The organism is Romboutsia sp., from assembly GCF_056995035.1.
Genome location: NZ_JBXKIW010000082.1, coordinates 1 through 21,126 on the forward strand (window position 1 = coordinate 1; position 21,126 = coordinate 21,126).

General features: G+C 27.3%; 21 protein-coding genes. 7 read left to right on the forward strand and 14 right to left on the reverse strand.

What is annotated here, in order from left to right; translation table 11 throughout:
- The 3 genes from AC11VW_RS12920 to AC11VW_RS12930 all read left to right on the forward strand — a co-directional run.
- Positions 1–1,358, forward strand: a 1,358-nt coding sequence (locus tag AC11VW_RS12920) for a cation-translocating P-type ATPase (RefSeq protein WP_484301837.1), incomplete at its 5' end; no start/stop codon positions are given.
- A gap of 340 nt (positions 1,359–1,698) precedes the next feature.
- Positions 1,699–2,427: a glucosaminidase domain-containing protein gene (locus AC11VW_RS12925; RefSeq protein ID WP_484301838.1), complete on the forward strand. Its 729-nt coding sequence runs from the start codon at positions 1,699–1,701 to the stop codon at positions 2,425–2,427.
- Positions 2,428–2,508: 81 nt separating this feature from the next.
- Positions 2,509–2,901, forward strand: coding sequence for a DUF134 domain-containing protein (locus tag AC11VW_RS12930; protein WP_484301839.1), 393 nt, complete (start codon positions 2,509–2,511; stop codon positions 2,899–2,901).
- Between the two features lie 59 nt (positions 2,902–2,960).
- Here AC11VW_RS12930 and AC11VW_RS12935 read toward each other — a convergent pair whose 3' ends face one another.
- On the reverse strand, positions 2,961–3,320 hold the full coding sequence (locus AC11VW_RS12935; protein ID WP_484301840.1) for a hypothetical protein: 360 nt from the start codon (positions 3,318–3,320) through the stop codon (positions 2,961–2,963).
- A gap of 427 nt (positions 3,321–3,747) precedes the next feature.
- Here AC11VW_RS12935 and AC11VW_RS12940 point away from each other — a divergent pair, with 427 nt between their 5' ends.
- A complete protein-coding gene (locus tag AC11VW_RS12940) occupies positions 3,748–4,872 on the forward strand; it encodes a sensor histidine kinase (RefSeq protein ID WP_484301841.1) in 1,125 nt (374 codons plus the stop codon).
- A gap of 48 nt (positions 4,873–4,920) precedes the next feature.
- Here AC11VW_RS12940 and ymfI read toward each other — a convergent pair whose 3' ends face one another.
- From ymfI to nhaA, 4 genes are all read right to left on the reverse strand, one after another.
- Positions 4,921–5,661, reverse strand: coding sequence for an elongation factor P 5-aminopentanone reductase (gene ymfI, locus AC11VW_RS12945; protein ID WP_484301842.1), 741 nt, complete (start codon positions 5,659–5,661; stop codon positions 4,921–4,923).
- Positions 5,662–5,787: 126 nt separating this feature from the next.
- Complete coding sequence (locus AC11VW_RS12950) at positions 5,788–6,183, reverse strand: hypothetical protein (protein WP_484301843.1); 396 nt, start codon at positions 6,181–6,183, stop codon at positions 5,788–5,790.
- Positions 6,184–6,338: 155 nt separating this feature from the next.
- A complete protein-coding gene (rluF, locus tag AC11VW_RS12955; RefSeq protein WP_484301844.1) occupies positions 6,339–7,037 on the reverse strand; it encodes a 23S rRNA pseudouridine(2604) synthase RluF in 699 nt (232 codons plus the stop codon).
- A gap of 177 nt (positions 7,038–7,214) precedes the next feature.
- Positions 7,215–8,414, reverse strand: coding sequence for a Na+/H+ antiporter NhaA (gene nhaA, locus AC11VW_RS12960; protein WP_484301845.1), 1,200 nt, complete (start codon positions 8,412–8,414; stop codon positions 7,215–7,217).
- Positions 8,415–9,174: 760 nt separating this feature from the next.
- Between nhaA and AC11VW_RS12965 the strand changes: the two genes are divergently transcribed.
- From AC11VW_RS12965 to deoD, 3 genes are all read left to right on the forward strand, one after another.
- Entirely contained in the window at positions 9,175–10,617 is a 1,443-nt protein-coding gene (locus AC11VW_RS12965; protein ID WP_484301846.1) for a MotA/TolQ/ExbB proton channel family protein, read from the forward strand.
- Positions 10,610–11,236, forward strand: a complete 627-nt coding sequence (locus tag AC11VW_RS12970; RefSeq protein WP_484301847.1) for an OmpA family protein — start codon at positions 10,610–10,612, stop codon at positions 11,234–11,236. The genes AC11VW_RS12965 and AC11VW_RS12970 overlap by 8 nt, the downstream gene beginning before the upstream one ends.
- A gap of 297 nt (positions 11,237–11,533) precedes the next feature.
- Positions 11,534–12,244: a purine-nucleoside phosphorylase gene (gene deoD, locus AC11VW_RS12975; protein ID WP_484301848.1), complete on the forward strand. Its 711-nt coding sequence runs from the start codon at positions 11,534–11,536 to the stop codon at positions 12,242–12,244.
- A gap of 84 nt (positions 12,245–12,328) precedes the next feature.
- Here deoD and lexA read toward each other — a convergent pair whose 3' ends face one another.
- The 9 genes from lexA to AC11VW_RS13020 all read right to left on the reverse strand — a co-directional run bounded on the left by lexA (position 12,329) and on the right by AC11VW_RS13020 (position 20,849).
- Entirely contained in the window at positions 12,329–12,967 is a 639-nt protein-coding gene (lexA, locus tag AC11VW_RS12980) for a transcriptional repressor LexA (protein WP_484301849.1), read from the reverse strand.
- A gap of 171 nt (positions 12,968–13,138) precedes the next feature.
- Positions 13,139–14,335, reverse strand: coding sequence for a tyrosine-type recombinase/integrase (locus AC11VW_RS12985; protein ID WP_484301857.1), 1,197 nt, complete (start codon positions 14,333–14,335; stop codon positions 13,139–13,141).
- An 836-nt stretch (positions 14,336–15,171) separates the two neighbouring features.
- Positions 15,172–15,366, reverse strand: coding sequence for an H-type small acid-soluble spore protein (locus tag AC11VW_RS12990; protein ID WP_484301850.1), 195 nt, complete (start codon positions 15,364–15,366; stop codon positions 15,172–15,174).
- 138 nt (positions 15,367–15,504) lie between these two features.
- Positions 15,505–16,458: an acetyl-CoA carboxylase carboxyltransferase subunit alpha gene (locus tag AC11VW_RS12995; RefSeq protein ID WP_484301851.1), complete on the reverse strand. Its 954-nt coding sequence runs from the start codon at positions 16,456–16,458 to the stop codon at positions 15,505–15,507.
- 174 nt (positions 16,459–16,632) lie between these two features.
- Positions 16,633–17,505: an acetyl-CoA carboxylase, carboxyltransferase subunit beta gene (gene accD / locus AC11VW_RS13000; protein WP_484301852.1), complete on the reverse strand. Its 873-nt coding sequence runs from the start codon at positions 17,503–17,505 to the stop codon at positions 16,633–16,635.
- A 6-nt stretch (positions 17,506–17,511) separates the two neighbouring features.
- Positions 17,512–18,885: an acetyl-CoA carboxylase biotin carboxylase subunit gene (accC, locus tag AC11VW_RS13005; RefSeq protein WP_484301853.1), complete on the reverse strand. Its 1,374-nt coding sequence runs from the start codon at positions 18,883–18,885 to the stop codon at positions 17,512–17,514.
- A 16-nt stretch (positions 18,886–18,901) separates the two neighbouring features.
- Positions 18,902–19,357 (reverse strand): acetyl-CoA carboxylase biotin carboxyl carrier protein, encoded by a 456-nt coding sequence (gene accB, locus AC11VW_RS13010; RefSeq protein ID WP_484301854.1) that lies wholly within the window; start codon positions 19,355–19,357, stop codon positions 18,902–18,904.
- Positions 19,358–19,723: 366 nt separating this feature from the next.
- Complete coding sequence (locus tag AC11VW_RS13015; RefSeq protein ID WP_484301855.1) at positions 19,724–20,434, reverse strand: nuclease/transposase family protein; 711 nt, start codon at positions 20,432–20,434, stop codon at positions 19,724–19,726.
- 211 nt (positions 20,435–20,645) lie between these two features.
- Positions 20,646–20,849 carry a hypothetical protein gene (locus tag AC11VW_RS13020; RefSeq protein WP_484301856.1) on the reverse strand — a complete coding sequence of 68 codons (204 nt, stop codon included), beginning with the start codon at positions 20,847–20,849 and terminating at the stop codon, positions 20,646–20,648.
- Between the last annotated feature and the right edge of the window lie 277 nt (positions 20,850–21,126).

Here is a 21,126-nt window from a genome sequence, read left to right on the forward strand (position 1 = left end):
CACCAGAAGTTTTATTAAAAAATTGTATGTATATGCAACAAGGTTCAAAAGTAATACCGATGACAACTAGTATGAGAAGCGACATATTAAATCAAATTAAAAAACTTCAAATTAAATCTATGAGAACTTTAGGATTTGCATATAAGAAAGTAAGTAGATATCATATGGAGGTTGCATTGACTCATGAAGGAACTCTAGATAGATCAGAAACTTTAGTCTTTGGAGGATTTGTTGGCATAACAGATCCACTTAGAGATGGTGTAAAGGAGTCAATAGATATAGCCTATAAAGCTGGTGTAGATGTAAAGATGTTAACTGGTGACAATATAAACACAGCAAAAGCAATAGGAGAAGAAATAGGTTTATTAAATGAAGGAAAAAAAGCGGTAGAAGCTACATATATAGATACACTTACTGATGAAGAGTTAAGAGATGAAATAAAGGATATATCAATAGTTGCTCGTTCTAAACCAGATACAAAACTGAGGATAGTACAAGCACTTCAAAAAAATGGAGAAGTCGTAGCAGTTACTGGTGATGGAATAAATGATGCTCCTGCTCTTAATAAAGCTGATGTTGGTATTGCAATGGGAATATCAGGTACTGAAGTATCCAAAAATGCAGCAGATATAATACTAACAGATGATAGTTTTAGTACCATAATTGATGGTATAAAATGGGGTCGAGGTATATATGAAAACTTCCAAAGATTTATACAGTTTCAGCTTACTGTAAACATAGTTGCATTTGCAATAGCTATAATATCACAAATTATGGGAAAAGAAATGCCATTTACAACAATACAGTTATTATGGGTTAACATAATAATGGATGGACCTCCTGCATTGGCATTAGGACTAGAGCCTGTCAGAGAGTATGTATTAAACAAAAAACCTATAAATAGAAAATCAGGTATAATAGCTAGGTCTATGGGAGTAACTATTATTATAAATGCAGTTTTAATAATCACAATAGTTTATAGCCAATATTTATTTAATATATTAGGATCTTCTAATGAAGAACAATCAACCGTAGTATTTTCACTATTTGCATTTTGTGCCCTATTTAATGCATTAAATTGTAGAGAGTTCGGTCTTAATAGCACTATACCTAATTTCTTTAAAAATAAATTAGCCATACAAGTGATACTTATAACTTCTATAGTACAAATATTATTTACCCAAGTATTTAAAAACTTCTTTAATTCAGTTTCACTAGGAGTTCATATGTGGATAAAGATAATACTTTTAGCATCTACCGTACTTATATTAAATGAAATATTAAAGCTTATTCTTAGAATATTTAAATTTCAATGTAAGGAACAATTGAATAGATGTAAGAAACAATTTAATAGATAAAACAAAACCTAAAATATTGTACATTTGATAAAAAATAAATATCCTGCTTAATATACTAATTATTTAATTAGATATTAAGCAGGATATTTTGTATATAAATAAATTTAATGAAAAAATGTACAAGAATAAATAACATAATACGATACCAGTAAATGGTGAAATTAAAATTAAATCATTATATCTAGTAGAAATATATATAAATAAAAGTCGAAAAGATATGTTTTATAACATAAACTGCTTTTATTAAAAATACCGTATTAAATTGTATAAAGGAAATATAAGATATAATGGTGAATTATATTATTAAGATAACGATTTTAAAAGCAAGGAGCCCAATAATATGAGATTGAGTAAGAAAGTGATTAGCTTAATATTCTTGTCATCTATGATGTTGGGATTTGATTCATCATCAAGAAGCAACATAGTGTATAATTCAAATTTAAACTCAATAAAAGGTGTTAGTGAAACTACAGATAAAACTAAACAAGTTATTATTACACAAAATTCTAATAAAGAAGATATCAAAAAAACTAAATTGATAGAAACAGAAAAGCGTATACAAGAAGAATTAGAAGAACAAAGAAAGTTAAATGTAACATATAGTAGAAGTGATATGACCTTACCTAGTGGTATAACTAAAGAAGAATTAAAAGCTGTACTTATGCATTATGAAGGTGCATCTACTATGGCCCATTTATCAGATGCATTAGTAGATGCAGAAAATGAATGTGGAGTTAACGCTTTTACAATGGCTTCTATAGTAGCACTTGAAAGTGGGTTTGCAACATCAAGAAGAGCAGTAGAAGATAATAATCTAACTGGATATGAAGTTTACAGTGATGATTCTGAAGGTAGATTATTTGCAAATCAGGATGAATCAGTTTTACATACAGCAAGACATTTATCAAAGAATTACCTTACATATGGTGGAATGTATTATAGGGGGTTATCAGTAGATGATGTACAGGTTAACTATTGTCCTGACGAAGGTAAAGGAAAAAATTGGGATGAGAAAGTAGATAAAATAGCATCTGGGTTTCTTGAGGTGTACAAAGAACTATATATGTAATAATACACTTTTTAACACTTCTTAAAATCAATTCATAATATATATCATAAGTCAGAGAAATCTGTTTAGGAGGAATTTGAAATGGATTTAAATTGTTTTATTCCACAAGAAACAAAAAACATAAAATTAGAAGAGGTCGAAATAACTTTACAGGAAATTGAAGCAATAAAACTTATGGATGTAGATGGATTGAATGATAAAAAATGTGCTAAAAAAATGAAAATATCGATATATGAGTTTAATAAGTTGGTAGCTAATGCTCGGAAAAATATCGCTGTAGCTTTACTTGAAGGAAAAGTCATTAAAATCATTGATGAAATAACTATTGAAGATAAAATAACTACATTATGTAAATTTAGATGTGCAGTATGCGGAGAAATTTATATTATAGATTATACACAAAGTGAAATAGCATGTCCGATGTGCTTTTCAAGTAAAATAATGACAAATAAAGAAGCTGGATTTAGTAAATAATATCTGTATAGTTTAAAAATAAAATGAATGCACTTCAAAGTACATTCATTTTACTTTTATTATATTTTTATATTTTTATAAAATTTATTACTTCCACTATTAGATTTAGCTGTAACTTTCTTTTTAGGAGTAGCTTTTTTATTTTCTACCTTAGGAGCCTCATCATTAAGGTTTGTGTTTTTATTATTAAGTGTATCTAAAACAAAATTTTGTATGATACTAGCTGTCCCAGATTTGTTTATATAACCAGAAGAAGTTTGTGTAGCTATAGCTATCTCATAAAAATCTACACCTTTTATTTCATCTTTGAAATTTATATGAAATGTATATTTAGAGTCTTTACTTTCTAATATTAAAGTCTCTTGATCAAGAGATATACTTTTAAATAACTCTGGGTTTGTAAATTGTAATAAGTCCATTAAATCACCTATGTCTTTCTATAATTTTCATTTATTAATATTACCATATAATGAGTAAATACTCAAAAGATTTAAATAAATTAAAATAAAAGTGGTTTCTGCTACCTGTGTAAATTAGCTTGAATAGCTTTGTTTAAAGTGGTTATAAAAAATTATATTATGGTTAATAACTATTATACTAAATATAAAACAATATCTTTATTATTAAGTTGAAAAAACAAACTTACTAACAAAAATCAATAAAATATATACCAAAAAACTGAACTTATCAACAAAATTTTTAAACTTACTAACACAAACAAAGGACTTATTAATAAAATTTATCATTCTATACCCAATTAGATAAAATAACATGCTATAATAATATATAAAGAGAATTTATTGTAAGTGCTTTAGGGGGAGTAATATTTTAGGGGGAATAATATTAATGATAGATATTTTAAATGCAATTAATGACTATATACTAGTCATTAATAAAGAGGGTGTTGTAGAATTTTGCAACCAAACATTAGTGACTAAATTAAAATACAAAAATAATGAGTTAAACAAAATAAATATAAATACTATATTATTTGATAAGGATTTCAATTTTATTAAAAATGTAAGCATAGATAAAAAATCTGACATTGAACTAATTTTTTATAGTAAAAATAAAGAAAAAGTATTATTAAATACCAATATAATCATAAAGAATTTTGAGGGCAAAGAAGCTATATTTATCATTTCAAAAAACATAGAAGAAATCTCATGTGTAGAAAATATCAAAAACGAGTTTTTTGCAAACATATCCCATGAATTTAAAACACCATTAAATATAATACTTGGAACTATGCAATTGTTAGAAAGAAATATAGTAGAAGACAATATAGTATCCAAAAATGAAATGGATTTAAAGAGGCATACTAAATGCATAAAGCAAAATTCATATAGGCTATTGAGGTTATCAAATAACCTTATAGATATGACTAGAATAGATACAGGATACTACGAATTACAATTAGGTAATCATGATATTATAAATATAATAGAAGAGATAACGTTATCAGTATCTAGCTATATGGAAGAAAAAGGTATAAATCTTATATTTGATACAAATGTAGAAGAAACAATACTAGCATGTGATCCAGATAAAATAGAACGAATTGTACTTAATTTACTATCCAACGCAATTAAATATACAGATTGTGGTGGAGAAATAAATGTGTATATGAAAAATATTGATTCTAAGATAATTGTATCCATAAAAGACAGTGGTAGTGGTATTAGCCAACAAAAATTACCATATATATTTGAACGATATATACAAGATGATAGTCAATATAGCAAAAGGTCTGAGGGTAGTGGAATAGGGTTATCATTAGTTAAATCATTAATAGAAATGCATGAAGGAAAAGTATATGCTCAAAGTAAACTGGGGATAGGCTCAGAATTTATATTTGAAATTCCAATTAGATTAGTAGAAGAAAGAGAGATCAAGCACATAGAGAAAGATATCGAGCACTTAAGAATTGAAAAATGTAATGTAGAATTTTCAGATGTATACTCAGTTTAATAATAGCTATAAATATAAGCTCTGGTTAATATATCCAGAGCTTTAATATTATGTAATAACAAATCCACCATTTGGGCTTATTACTTGTCCTGTTATAAAATTAGAATTATCACTTGCTAAAAATAACGCACAATTTGCAATATCTTCAGGAGTTCCAAGTCTCATTAAAGGGGTATCATTTTTAATGACTTCTAATATTTCATCACTTACATTACTTAGCATATCTGTTTGTATAGCACCAGGTGCTATACAATTGACTTGAATATTAGAAGGTCCTAATTCTTTAGCAAGAGCCTTTGTCATACCTATTATAGCTGCTTTTGATGTTGAGTAATGAACTTCATAAGAACCACCAACCACTCCAAATATAGAAGAAATATTTATTATTTTACCACTATGTTCGGGGATCATATATTTAAGTGCCATTTGAGTTGTATAGAAAACACTATTTAAATTAACATTTAGCATCTCATGCCATTCTTCATTTGTTATATCTGTAAATAATTTAGCCTTACCTATACCTGCATTGTTAATTAATACATCAATACGTTCAAACTTACCGATGCAAAACTTAATCATTGAATTAACCTCATGTACATTAGATACATCTGCTTTGTAAATACTTACAGAGTAGCCTTTAGATTTTAATTCATTATAAAGTTCTGTCGCCTCTTTTTCAGATTTATTATAATTTATCAGTACATTGTATCCATTTTCAGCGAATAACTTTGCGGTCGCACGACCAATTCCACGAGATGAACCCGTTATTAAAGCTGTTTTATTTATCATATGTTTATCCTTTCCTATATAATAAGATATATCTAATTATATGATAAATAAGATGATTTTTAAAGTATTCAATATATATTTTATTAAATCGAAATGAATACCTCATGAAACACGAGGTATTCTTAACTATGCACAAATAATAATATCACTTTTAAATATACCGTTACTATAAAAATCTTCAACTAATTCATGGATTGTATTTTCTAAGAAATAGATATCTTCATTTAATATATTATGTAAAAAGTCTATAGAAGCTAAATTAGTATCATTAATAATTAAACTAAGCTTCTTATCATCTTTTTTTATTTCGATTTTTAATTTTTCATCTTTGTTATCTAAGATATATTCTTTAATATCTTTTAAAATAGAATCAAAGTCCATTTGTTTAAGCGCTTTATCAAAATTATAATTACAATCATTGCAATATTCATATGTAGAATTAGTGACTGATTTTAAAGTTTTATAATTTATGCTCTGGCACTTAGGACACATAGAATTCTCATGTATTAAAATATTTTTCATTTCAAGTCTCCCCAGGATTATAGTAGTGTTATACAAAATTTCCCCTTTGTATATCTAAAGATATTATACCATCTAACTCGGCATATTTTAACTTGTAAATTATAGTAATGCTAACAGAAAAACCCTAGGGTAAATTCCCTAGGGTTTTGTACTAACTATTTTAAAAGACCTTCTACTTCTGCAGGAGTTAATTTTCTCCATTTCCCAGGAGCAATTCCTTTAAGTGTCAAATCCATTATTCTAACTCTTTGAAGCTTCATAACTTCATATCCAAAGGCCTCACACATTCTACGTATTTGCCTGTTAAGCCCTTGTGATAAGATTATTTTAAAGGTACGATTATTAACCTTAGTAACTTTGCATTTATTAGTAACGACATGTTTATGAGTAACAGGATTAAATATACGCACGCCATTACTCATATTTTCTATAAACTCTTCAGTAATGTTTTTATTAACAGTTACCACATATTCTTTCTCATGATTATTTTCAGATCTTAATATCTGATTTACAATAGTGCCATCATTAGTAAGAATTATTAAGCCTTCTGAAGGCTTATCTAATCTACCAACAGGAAATATACGTTCAGGATAATTTATATAATCAATAATATTACCTTTTATATGACGCTCCGTTGTACATGTAATACCGACTGGTTTATTTAGGGCTATGTATACATCATTCTTCTTTTGAACTAATTTTTTGCCATTAACCTTCACAACATCCCCAGGTTCTACAGTTTGACCAACTTGAGCAATTTTGCCATTTATCAAGACTTTGTTTTGCTGAATTAACTTATCAGCTTCTCTTCTAGAGCATATCCCAGTTGAGCTAATATAGTTGTTTAATCTCATTTTAATCTCCTTTATTTTTACGTGTTAGCGAATACTTTTAAGTATATTATAGTTAGATATCTTAATCAAGGTCTAACTTAATGGTTTATAAATAAATACATTTTATAAATTACTGATATTTAAAATATCCCTAGAATGTACTATAAACAATAGATTACATTCTAGGGATATATGTATTTAAGATAGATAGTGCTTATTAGTAATAGAAGCACTATCTAGTATTTTGATTTTTAAAGTAGCATCACAGAAGCTAATTACTACTATACTAGACACTATTGAAATGCAAGCAGACAATAAAATAGACATTTTAGCAATATTAATAAGATTCATATTATGTATAAATGCAATTTCAGATACAAATATAGACATTGTAAATCCAATTCCAGCAATTAGTGAAACTATAAATACAGCCATCCAACTTATGTTAACTGGTTTTTCAGTGATTTTCAACTTACAACTGATGAAGCTAAAAAACATAATTCCTAAAGGTTTACCAATACAAAGTCCTAAAACTATACCATAAACTAAAGTGCTCGTGTTAGATATATCCATATTGTAGATAAGAGATATGCCTGTGTTGGCAAATGCAAATAGCGGTATAATGATTAAACTATTAAAAGGGACTAGAATCCTTTGAAGCCTTTCAAGAGTACTCACGCCCTTTGAATGGAATGTAGGGATAGTTATAGCCAATAATATACCACTTATAGTACAATGAACTCCACTTAAATATATAAAATACCATAAAAAAAGACCCGATAATAAATAATATGTAATACTAGAAACCTTAAAAACTTTGTTAGCTATAATAAGTAATAGTACAATTGAAAATGCAATTCCTAAGTACAATAAATTAACATCCATAGAGTAAATAACACCTATTGCAAGTATCGATATTAAATCATCTACAACTGCAAGTGAAAGTAAAAATACTTTAAGAGCTGGGTTAAGCTTTTTTGCAAAAATTAAAAAAACTCCTACTGCAAAAGCTATATCCGTAGATATTGGAATACAAAAACCACTTAAAAAAGGAGTGTTTTTATTAATAACTATAAATATTAAAGCGGGAACAATAACCCCTCCTAAAGATGCAATAACAGGAAATGATGCCTTTTTAAATGAAGATAGATTACCATGAAGTATTTCATGTTTTATCTCAAGTCCTGCAACTAAAAAAAATATTGCCATTAAGAAATCATTTATAAACATATGTAGAGAAAAATCTCCAATGATATAAATATCTTCAAATAGATACTTATATATATTTCTTAAAGGGCTGTTGTACATAAAAAGAGCAGACACAGTAGCCAATATTAAAAGTATACTTGTGAGAAGCTCTAACTTGATAGATTTTCTATAAGTTCTTAATAATCTCAATATATCACCAACTAACTAAAATTTATTTACAAATACATTTTTCAAGAAGTATTTAATGAAGTTTATGAGTTTATACAGAAAAATATGAGTAAAATAAGTATTAAACTTAAGACCTCATTTCTATTTAGTAGATATGAGGTCTTAAGTTTAAACTATCAGTCATAGTCATAGTTGTAGTTACAGCTACAATTATAATCACAGTCATAATGGTTATGATGCCCACAATTAGAATCATTTAAGAGATGTTAGTAAGCTTCAATGGAATTTATTTGGAAGGACTTTTAATACAAGATATGTATATATTAAAAGTAAAAAATCTTAGCAATTAAAAAAATATGAATATTTTTAGAATAAAATCAATACATAGTTCGTTAAAATGCCAGAAAAATCGGAGTTTATATTTTATTGCTTGTTGATAATGTACGTTAAAGTTCGAAATTTATACAGTTACTTAATGGAAACACTATGAAGTTTTAAAATTAAATTAAATAATTCTAACTAGGAGTAACAATTTTCCTCTTTATATCATACTCTTTATTAACACTATTAAATACTCCCTACAATAACTTGAAGATAAAAGTTATCTAGCAAGTCCATAGATAAAACCAATAATTATATTTAAATGTAGGCTAGTAAAATAGTTTATAAAGTAGCTTGAAATTTCAGGCTATTTTATTTTTTTGAATTATCGTTAATGCCCGTACATATACATTAAATATACCAATAAATTGCCTATAGAGGCTATAAGGAGGAGATGAAATTGAATAGTTTGATTATAAATGGTATAACAGTTAGCTTCTTAATAATCACAATTGGATACTCAATAATAAATATAATAGCTAATAAAAGTTTATACAATCATATAAATGAAGACTATAAAAGATTAAGTGAAGATTATCAAAGAAGCTTATTGTATAATAACATAAAAATTAAATACAACACATACCTAATAGAGAACTCTTATGCAGAAATAAGTATAACGTCTTTTATAGAAGAGGTATGCACAGGTTTTACATTTAAAAACAAACCTATGTTAGAAAAGATAAGATCAATAAAAAACTCATCATCAACATGTATCTTACTAGGCGTTTTAGGAACATTTGTAGGCCTTTCATTAATGCTTTTAACTATTAACACTAATGATATAATAAACTCACTTCCAGCTACTATTAGTTCAATGCAAACAGCGTTTATAACAAGTATTTGCGGAATAGTGTGTTCTATAGTAATAAATATACTCCTTGGATATAACGATTGTGAACAGTCTTTAGTTCAACTAATGTTAAAATGTGAAAACTTACTTACAGCACAGGTAACACATGAAAAATCACAAAGTATAGATTCTAAGATAGAAGATGTAAAGGATACTATAAAACAAATAAGTAAGTCTATAGAATCAATAGAGCGCTTTGACCAAATATCAAAAGACTTACATGAGTTTAATGATGAATTTATAGGAGGAATAGAAGCTCTTAAAAACTTACTTCTTGGATCTCAGGATTCAATAAAGACTTTTGACCAAAGTATAAGAAAGTTAGATAAGCAGTTTAATATACTTAATATAAAGTTTACAAAGTTATTTGATAAATACGATAACCAAGAAGATATAAATAAAGAAATACTAATAGATATAAAACAAACATCTAAAAACGTATTTGAATCAACTGAAAATCAATATAAGATAAGAGATTACCTAAGAAATTTATCGTCAAGTTTTGCTTTATATGAAAGAAGTGCCCAAGACTTATTAGGCAAACTAGTAGATCATGAAGAGAAAATAACTAACACTCAAGCAAATTTAAATGATGAACAAATTAACTTAGATGCAACTGTAAAACATTTAGCTTCTGTAATTGCAATATCATCTCAAGATATAGATCAAAAACTTAATTTAATATTTGATTACATAGACATATATAAAGAATCTGTGACAATGGCATCTATAAAAGATGATAATTATCACAGGAGGACTGAAGAAGAAATATATGATGTTGAAGGCTATGAACGATATAATGAAGTATCAAGGTATGAAAGAGCTTCACAATCTCAAAAAGAAGTAGTTAAATCATCAAGAGACTCAAGAGAAATGGTAAGAGCTAAAAGAAGATATAGTAGTAACCAAGATGACATAGAGAAAGAATCTACAAATCGTTTAGGGAGCACATCATTAAAATCTTTACTTGGAGATGATATAAATGATTAATAAATACAGAAGAACTGTAAATAGAGAATTTGAGAAAAGTAGCTTTTGGCCTACCTTTACAGATATGATATCTACAGTTTTAATGGTTGTTATGCTTATGCTATTTAGTGCAGAATCTATTACAGGTTCTGTTGAAAAAGACTTAGCTAAAAATGTAGAGCAGTCAGTTAAGCAAACATTAGAAGCAAGTGGCTTACCAGTAAGTTTAGATGAGGCTACAGGTCAAGTTACTTTTGGAGAACAAACTATGTTTGATGTAGATAGTTCAATTTTAAAACCAGAAGCTAAAGAGATGCTTAAAATATTCATTCCTAAGTACGTAGAGACAATTTATAAGGATTATGGAGATAGTATATCTAAAATAGTAGTAAAAGGTCATACGGACAATGTAGGAAGTTACTTATATAATCTAGATTTATCTCAAAGAAGAGCTTTTAGCGTTGTAGAGTTTATTGTTGGAAATGAAATAGGGGATTATAAGTATAAAGATAAAGTTTTAAAAGATATAGAAGCTATAGGACGATCTGAAGCTGAGCTTATCACAAATTCTGATGGAAGTGTAAATAGAGATGCTTCAAGAAGAGTAGAGATGAAGTATGAAATTAATTTAGATCAATAAATATATAAAAATATATAAAAGTTAACACTAAATAATTCACATAATACTTTAATTTTAAATTAATATGGATAGCTAAAGTAAGATTTTTCAATAGATTTAAGTAATAATTGTAGATATTAGTAGATTTGAATTTAATGACTAGAAAATATATCCTTATTTATAGTATACTAGCAAAGAAGTAAAAAGTTAGTTATAAGTTAAAAAGGTTGTTAAGATTTTATCTTATTGGAAATATTATAAATATAAAATTTTATTATCTTAACATAAAAGCAATTAAAAAACCGAGGAGGAAACATAATGAGTACACCAACAGCACATAATAATGCAAAATTAGGAGACATATCCGAAACAGTATTATTACCAGGAGATCCATTAAGAGCTAAGTTTGTAGCAGAGACATATTTAGAAGACGTTGTTCAATATAATACAGTAAGAGGAATGTTTGGATATACAGGATACTATAAAGGTAAAAGAATATCTGTTCAAGGAAGTGGAATGGGTATACCATCAATAGGAATATATTCATTTGAGCTAATACATTTTTATGGAGTTAAAAACTTAATAAGAGTCGGTTCAGCAGGTGCTATAAATGAACACTTAAAACCACATGATGTTGTAATAGGAATGGGAGCATGTACCGATTCAAACTATGCTTCTCAATATAACTTACCTGGAACGTTCGCTCCAATAGCCAGCTATGAATTAATGCAAAAGGCTATAGAGAAAGCTAATGAACAAGGAACTAAGATTACTGTAGGAAATATACTTTCAAATGATATATTTTATTCAGATGCAGGACTTGATAACTTAGCTAAGTGGAAGAAGATGGGTGTTCTTTGTGTAGAAATGGAAGCGGCAGGACTTTATATGAATGCATCAAGAGCAGGAGTTAATGCTTTAGCAATCCTTACAATATCAGATTGTCCATTTACAGGAGAAGAATGTTCAGCTCATGATAGACAAGTTGCATTTACAAAAATGATGGAAATAGCTTTAGAGTTAGCATAAAAAAATAAAGATAAAATAAAAAAGATACGGAATTAATCCATATCTTTTTTATTTTAATTAAATTTTAGCTATTCGTTAAGAAGCTTATAAAACTCTAAATACACCTGTTACGATACCTATAACCTCAACATCTTTAGAGTTTAGCACTATTGGTTCCATAAAATCATTTTCTGGCTTAAGTCTTATTATTTCTTCAACTTCATCTTTTTCAAATCTCTTTACTGTAGCATATTCCTTATGTATAAGGGCTACAACGATTTCAGCATTTGATGCAGAATTCTTTTTATCTACAATAACGTAATCTCCATTTAGGATTCCTGCCTTAATCATACTATCACCTTTAACTTTTAATATAAAGTTATTAGTTCCCTTAACTAAGTTAGCAGGTAGTGGAATGTATTCTTCAATGTTTTCTCTAGCAAGAATTGGTGCCCCAGCGGTTATTTGTCCAACTAATGGTAATTGAAGTATTTCTTGTCTATTACCATAAACATCTTCAAGTCTATTTGAATCTAAAACCTCTATAGCTCTAGGCTTAGTTGGGTCACGTCTTATGTAACCTTGTTTCTCTAGTTTATTTAAATGAGAATGAACAGTAGACGTAGATTTTAAACCTACTGCCGTACATGTTTCTCTAACTGATGGTGGATATCCTTTTAAAACAATTTGCTCTTTAATAAATTGTAATATTAATACTTGTTTACTACTTAAATCTAAATACATAAAATCTCTCCTTTCTAAACTTAATTTAGTTTAATAAGAGTAGATAAATACCTTATTAATAATATTTTATACTTACATTGTAGCACAATGATTCTACTTTCACAAACGTTCGTTCCTAAAAAATTAAATTTATATTTTTATTAAGTTATTTTGTGTAATTTAGCAAATAAATTAATTATTTTGTAAATCTTCTTGGTTATCTTGTTGTAAAATATCTATTGTTTCTAATTCACCCAAATCACTATTATCATCTATCCACTCAAAATTATTTACTATATCGCGTTTGACATGCTTTTTATGAGCGGCATAAAGCTGAGTAGTAGTTACATTATCATGATCTAGTAGATTTTGAACATCATATATAGAGAAACCATTTTGAATTAAAGAGGTCGCAGCTGTAGCACGTAATTTATGAGGACTATAACCACTATCTCTTGAAGTTTCCATTGAAATCGAAGTATATTTTTTAACCAATTGCCTTATAGCCTTAGGATTAAGACGTTTATTTTGTAAAGATAAGAATAGAGCATCTTTATACTCATCACTTAGCATTTCACTTTGAGGTCTTTCATTATACATATAATCTTTAACAACTAGCTCACATGTATGGTTAATAGGCATTAAAACTTCTTTACCTCTTTTTCTATAAATCTTAAATTCACCTCTAGAAAAGTTAAAAGATGATATGTTAAGTTCTCGAAGCTCATTAAGTCTAAGACCATAGGTAACAAATAAAGCTAAAATAGCCTTGTCACGAAGCTTAGTCTTTCTCCAATAAACTTTTTCTTTTTCAGTAAGACCATAGCCACTTTCAACTGAATCTAACATCTTAGCAACTTCATCTATTTCAAGACGTTTTATCGCGTCTGGTTGAGGCTTAGGAAGCTTAATTGGGTTAAATCCATCCGTTATATTATTATCGAGTTGTTCATTCCTATACATAAATTTAAATAGGGTAGAGATAGATGATTTTTTTCTAGCCAAAGCACGATTACTGTTTTCATATACTAAAGTAGTATTGTAACTTTGCTTATAATATCTTGTACAATAATCACCTAGAAATAAATTAACATCTCTTGATTTAATACATTTAAATTCATCTAAAGTAATTTTATTAAGTTCACTAGCACAAGTTAGTTCTTGAGTTTCTATTAAATAAGAACAAAAAAACTGTATATCTTTTAAATAGGCAAGTCGAGTAGAAACAGAGACAGAACTTTTTAAGTATATAAAGTAATCTTTCATAAACTTTGGAAGATTCTTTTCAATGCCTAGACATTCTTCTATTAAGTTGTTATCACGAATAACGATGTTATCTGGTTTATCGGATTTATTATGAATCTTTAAAATTTTTGTATCGCTCAAAATATACCTCCAACTAATTGTTTATTACATAACTATAAAATAACATAATATTTTTTTGTTTTCAACTATTCCTTAAAAATATAAAGAAGTTTAAGATTTTTAATATAATTTAGGCTAAATCTATATAGTAACACCTTAAACTGATTATAAATCAACTTGAAAAGCTTGTAATCCTAATATATAATTTATACATCGTAAGAAGCTTAAAGTTTAAATTTAAAATAAAAATGTAAGTAGATTAAATAGACTAAAGAAATGATTATGTAGCTAAACGTATAAAATGAATATAGTAAATATAAAGAAGCTTAGGTATATGCAGATATTGATGAGTAAAGAATAGATCAATACAAATAGAAAGCTTAAGATGGATAGATATAGGATTAAAATCTAAACTATAGATAGTTATAAATAAGTTAGATAGTTATAAATAAGAAACGTGAGTAATTGCAGTAAAAAGGCATAATAAATTTGAATTAATAAAAAAACAAAAATAGTGAAATTAATCATAAGAAACTCAGTTAAGATTACTCTCGAATTCACATTACTATAACTATTCCGAAAATATACATTTAAAGACTAGTTAAATATTAGTAAAATAATATGCTATATGTATATACACATCCCCTTTTTTGATTTATACGAAATCTGCATGCAGATTTGGTTATTAACAATAAAAACATCTAGAAATAATTATCTCAATTTTGCATGTGGATTTAAGTAATTTTAGCAACTTTGTAAATAATTAGATTTAGATGTTTCTGCATCAAATGTTAAATATAATTATAAAATACGTTTTATGTATAATTAATATTTATATTGTAACTTATTTAAATATTTTCCTATTGATATTTTTCTAGTTCACTTATTTGTTCTAAGTCAACTTCAAATCGTCTGTTACCATCAACACTTTTAACACATGCTGTACCTATGTTGTTATCAACACTAACTATAGTTACTGGCTTATTTTCATAATAAACGATTATACTATCATTAGTTTTTGAGTTTACTATTTCTGCCGCTCTTCTTAATTGCATAAGAAACCTCCTAAATTTATATTTCAAATTTATATTAACCCTTTGCTTTATAAAATATGCTATTTAAAATAACAAAAATCCTTAAAGTACATTTAATCAAATATACTTTAAGGATTTATATATTAAAACTCTTTATTATTATAAACATCTTCCAATTTCTCTAAACTTATTATATCTATGAGAAATTATTTCAGCTTCACTAAGATTTTCATAGTGATTTAGTCTGTTTACGATGAATGATTTTATATCATTTGAAACAGGTTCAATGTTTTTTTGTGCACCTTTAAAAGGCTCTTTTATGATCTTATCTATAATTTTTAATTCATATAAGTCTTCGCTAGTAAGTTTCATGACGTCACTAGCTTCTTTTGATTTAGATGAATCTTTAAAAAGAATACTAGATAAACCTTCTGGCGATATCACAGAGTAAATAGAGTGTTCTAGCATGCAGATTTCATTCCCTACCCCAATTCCTAAAGCTCCTCCACTTCCCCCTTCTCCTATAACAAAACAGATTATAGGTACTGATAACTTACTCATTTCAAGTAGATTTCTAGCAATAGCTTCACCTTGACCGCGCTCTTCGGCTTCTAGACCACAAAATGCACCTGGAGTATCTATAAAGGTTATTATAGGCCTTTTAAACTTTTCTGCTTGTTTCATTAGTCTAAGTGCTTTTCTATAACCTTCTGGATGAGGCATTCCAAAATTTCTTTTTATATTTTCGTGTACGTCGTTTCCTTTTTGATGACCGATTATTGTTACACTAAATTTATCGATTTTTCCTATTCCACCTATGATAGATGGATCATCTTTGTAAAGTCTATCTCCATGAAGTTCTATAAAATTTGAACAAATTTTATCTATGTAGTCTTTAGCCGTAGGTCTTTTAATATCTCTACTTAAACATACTTTTTCATATGGAGATAGTTTTATGCAAGCTTCACTTTTAAGAGTATCTAATTTTTTTTCTAAGTCTATAATTTTATCACTTAAATCTATTTTATTAGAAGAAGAGATTAATTTAAGCTTATTTATATCTTCCTCTAGTCTTTCTATTTTTTCTTGAATATTAGTATCAATTGTATGCAATGTGTTTCCTCCTTATCTAATAATAAACTAAATCAAAAGCTTTATTTTAGAATTTAATTTACCTACATATAAAATCAACGAATAAACTATTATGATTTATTCGTTGGCAATTTAAATTTAATTTATTCAGTAATGAACATATTAGTTATTTTAATCTATTTAGACTTAGACAGTTTAATGTAGAGACAAGATATTAGAGATTGTATCTTTCATATCTACTCTATTTACAATCAAGTCTATAAATCCATGTTCAAGTAAAAACTCTGAAGTCTGGAATCCTTCTGGTAGTTTTTGATTAATTGTTTGTTCTATTACTCTAGGACCTGCAAAACCTATAAGTGTGTTTGGTTCTGATATAATAATGTCGCCAAGCATAGCAAAACTAGCAGTAACCCCTCCTGTTGTAGGATCTGTTAGTATAGATATATATGGTAATGCCTTTTCTTCTAGCTTAGAAAGTGCTTGAGAGGTTTTAGCCATTTGCATAAGGGATATCATACCTTCTTGCATTCTAGCACCTCCAGATGCTGTACAAATAATTACAGGCAAGTTATTATCTGCTGCATATTCTATTGAGTAGGTAATTTTATCACCAACCACACTTCCCATGCTTCCCATCATAAAATCAGGGTTCATTACACATAAAATACTTTCAATGTTATTTATACTACAAACTCCACAAATAACAGCTTCAGATTCATTAGTTTTTTCTTTATATGAATTTACCTTATCTATATACTTAGGAAAATTTAAAGGGTCTTGAATATCTAAATCAAATTCAAACTCCTTAAAACTTCCTTTATCTGCTAATAAACTTATTCTATCTCTAGCTTTAAACTTATAATGAGTTAAGCATTTAGGGCAAATATTTAAATTATCTTCTATATCTTTTTTAAATACATGGTCATTGCATCCTTTACAATAAATCCAAAATCTATCGTCTACGCTATTTTCCTTAAACTTATTATTCAATGGAACTGTTATGTATTTACTCTCCTTTGAACGACGAGTAGACGAATCAGTTGATGACAAAAACTTTTTTATCATAATTATTTACTCCCCTTTACATACTGTGCTTGCTGCTTCTATCATAAATTCATTTTCTATAAACTTAGTATGGTGAAGGTCTTTAGCAAACACATCACTAGTAATAAGTAACTTTTGGAATTCTATATTTGTATCTATTCCTTCTACCATAATTTCATCTAAAGCTCTATTTATTTTCTTGATACATTGTTCTCTATCCTCAGCCCAACAAATAAGCTTCCCTATCATAGAATCATAAATAGGAGGAATTGTGTATCCTGTATATATAAATGTATCAAACCTAACTCCAAAGCCTCCTGGAATATTTATTGATGTTATTTTACCAGGGCAAGGTTTAAAATCATTAGATGGATTTTCAGCATTTATTCTACATTCAATTGCATGACCTTTAAATGCAATGTCTTCTTGTTTAAAAGGTATAGCTTCTTTATTTGCAATTAAAATTTGGAGTTTAATAAGGTCTACTCCTGTAATCATTTCTGTAACAGGATGTTCTACCTGTATTCTTGTGTTCATTTCTATAAAATAGAAGTTTTTCTCACTATCTACTATAAACTCTACAGTACCAGCACCTAAATATTCTATTCCTTTTACTATATCAACAGCAATTTTGTATAAGTGGTTCTTCTCATTATCATCTAAGTAGGTACTAAGAGATTCTTCTAGAACCTTTTGGTTACGTCTTTGCATAGAACAATCTCTTCCACCTAAGTGAACTGCATTTCCAAAAGTGTCTCCAAATACTTGAACTTCTATATGTCTAGGATTTTTTATGAATTTTTCCATATATAAATCATCACTTCCAAATGCTGATAAAGCTTCTGCACTAGCTATATCAAAACTTGGGAAAAGCTCTTTTTCACAAGTAACAATTCTCATACCCTTTCCACCACCACCGTTAGAGGCTTTTATAATAACAGGGTATCCAATTTTATTTGCAAGGCATAAAGCTTCTTCTTTATTTTTTAATACACCCTCAGACCCTGGAACAACAGGAATGTTTAATTTCATCATAGTTTCACGAGCACGAGATTTATCACCCATTAAAATCATTTGTTCCATTTTAGGACCGATAAGTATAATTCCGTTTTCCTCACACTTTTTAGCAAACTCCGCATTTTCTGATAAAAAACCAAATCCAGGATGTATAGCATCACATTCAAGTTTAAGAGCTAGGTATATTATATTGTCTATATTGTTGTAACTTTTACTTATGTTATTTGGGCCTATACATATAGACTCATCTGCCAAATATCTATGAAAACATTCCTTATCAATATCTGAGTATATAGCTACAGTCTGTATGTCTAATTCTTTACAAGTTCTAATTATCCTAACAGCTATATCTCCTCTATTTGCAACTAGTATCTTTTTAATCATATCAAAGACCTCCTACCTATAATGGTTTTATTTTAAATAGAGGTTGGTTATACTCCACTAATTCTTCATTTTTAACTAACACTTCTACTATTTCACCAGATATGTCGCTTGTTATTTCATTCATAAGCTTCATAGCTTCAAGAATACATAAAGTATCCCCTTCATTTACTATATCTCCTACTTTAACAAAATTACTTTCACTAGGACTTGGTGAAGAATAGAAAGTTCCCATTAAAGGAGCAACTATTATAGATAAATTGTCTATTTCCATTTCCGTTGCACAATCATGAGCTTCATTTATTATAACTTCATTTGAGTAATCTGCGATTTCATTGTTATTTGTAGGTATAGCATTTATAGGATTAATTTTTTTTGAAACTTCTAATTTTAATTCGCTATTTTCTAGCTTTACATATTCTAAATTAGTTTGATCTATAACCTTTAATAATTCTTTTATTTCACTTATTTTCATTTGCATTACCCCCTCGTATTATTACCTGGTACTAATATTATATCATAAAAAATAATTTTGTAAATAATTTTTGCCTAACTGAGTTGTCCCAATTCTATTACCTTTAGTTTATATATGGAAAACTAAATTTGTTTATCAATTTACGAAATTAACTCTGAAATCATCTCATTTATAAATATAAAAAAAGCGCTGATAAATTTATCAACACTTTTTGTAGTCAATATAAAGCAACGTAATTAACTTGTATTAGAAGTATTCGTTTAAATGATGATCAAAGTTGAGTTCTATATTTATATTAGTGACCATTTAACCTTTATATTTAGCATCTTTCAGATAATTATAGATTTAAAAGGGATAAATTTCAACTTATTTTCTGAATTGTTCTTCTAAAGTTTCTAATTCTTTCAATGTTAATCCAGTAAGTTCTATTATAAAATCTCTTTTGGCATCTTTAGACAAAAGTTCTTTAGCCATTTCTAACTTTGTAGCTAAGATTTTAAGTTCTTTTTCGTCAAGATTTTCTTTTATTTCTATATCAACACACTTATCCTCAACTTCTAAACTTAGTTCATTAATACGTTTAAATATCACAGTATTTTCATTAACAAAAGCTTCCGTTTCTAAATTCATAATCTCTTTAGATTCTTTTATGAACTCTTCTTTTACTTCTTTATACTCTACATTCTTATTTTCTTTTATTGTTATATCATTTGTATTTATATTATTGATTAAATTAAATAATATAAATATAGCAGGAATAGTAAAATATATTCTAGCACCCATAAAGCCTATTATAACTGTTGAAATAATAATTCCAGTGTTAAAGTTCTCAAGTGATACATTTAAAAAGCTCTTATCTGATGTATAAGATTTAATAAGTGCCAATAGTAAGGTTAGTATGCATAAAGGTAATAAAAAATAACTAGAAATAATTCCACTGAAGCCTAGACTATCAAAATAAGTATCCATATTACTGTATGTCGCCATATAACCATTTAAATAAGAGTATATACAAGCAATCATACCTAAAGCAGCTCCTAAGGCTTGAGTATACCAATTTGTAAATCTTAAATTCATAATATCACTCCCAAAATACATATATTTAATTAATATGCAAGCTTGGACCTAAATATTATAAATTAATAACAAATTTTAATATATTTAATAACTTGCTAATTAAGAAAAAAATTGATTAGAGGATTAATATTAAAATACATTTATAGATTAATTTATAACTAATAAAAAAGCTTCCATAATTAAATTATGAAGCTTTTTTATTAGTTATATGTTATTTTAAAGAATCCATAGCCTCTTGAAGAGTATCTATACTTTCTTTTGATGATTGTATTGATATTAATTGATTAGTAAGTTGCTTTACTCTTTCATTATCATTAGATTCTATAGATTGATAAATTTGACTAAGCAACTCGTATTCTTGGTTATTTAAAATAGTATTAGTTTGAAATTTATTGTTATAATTATATAAGCACATGCTATGTCTCCTTTCAAATTATCATATTTATATTTTAATCATTAGTAATAAATAATATACATTTATAATCATTATTATAAGTTGCTATTTATTTTTATATAAAATAATATTATAATCTAACTTATATGCATTTATGTATAAACTTAATATAGCAATTTTGGTATTAATTTATTAAATATAATTTATATGGAAATGATAATATTAAATCCATTGAGTAAAGGGGAGTTTTGATTATGTTAGACACTGTAGAATTTATTCTAAAGATTTTATTTTTAAT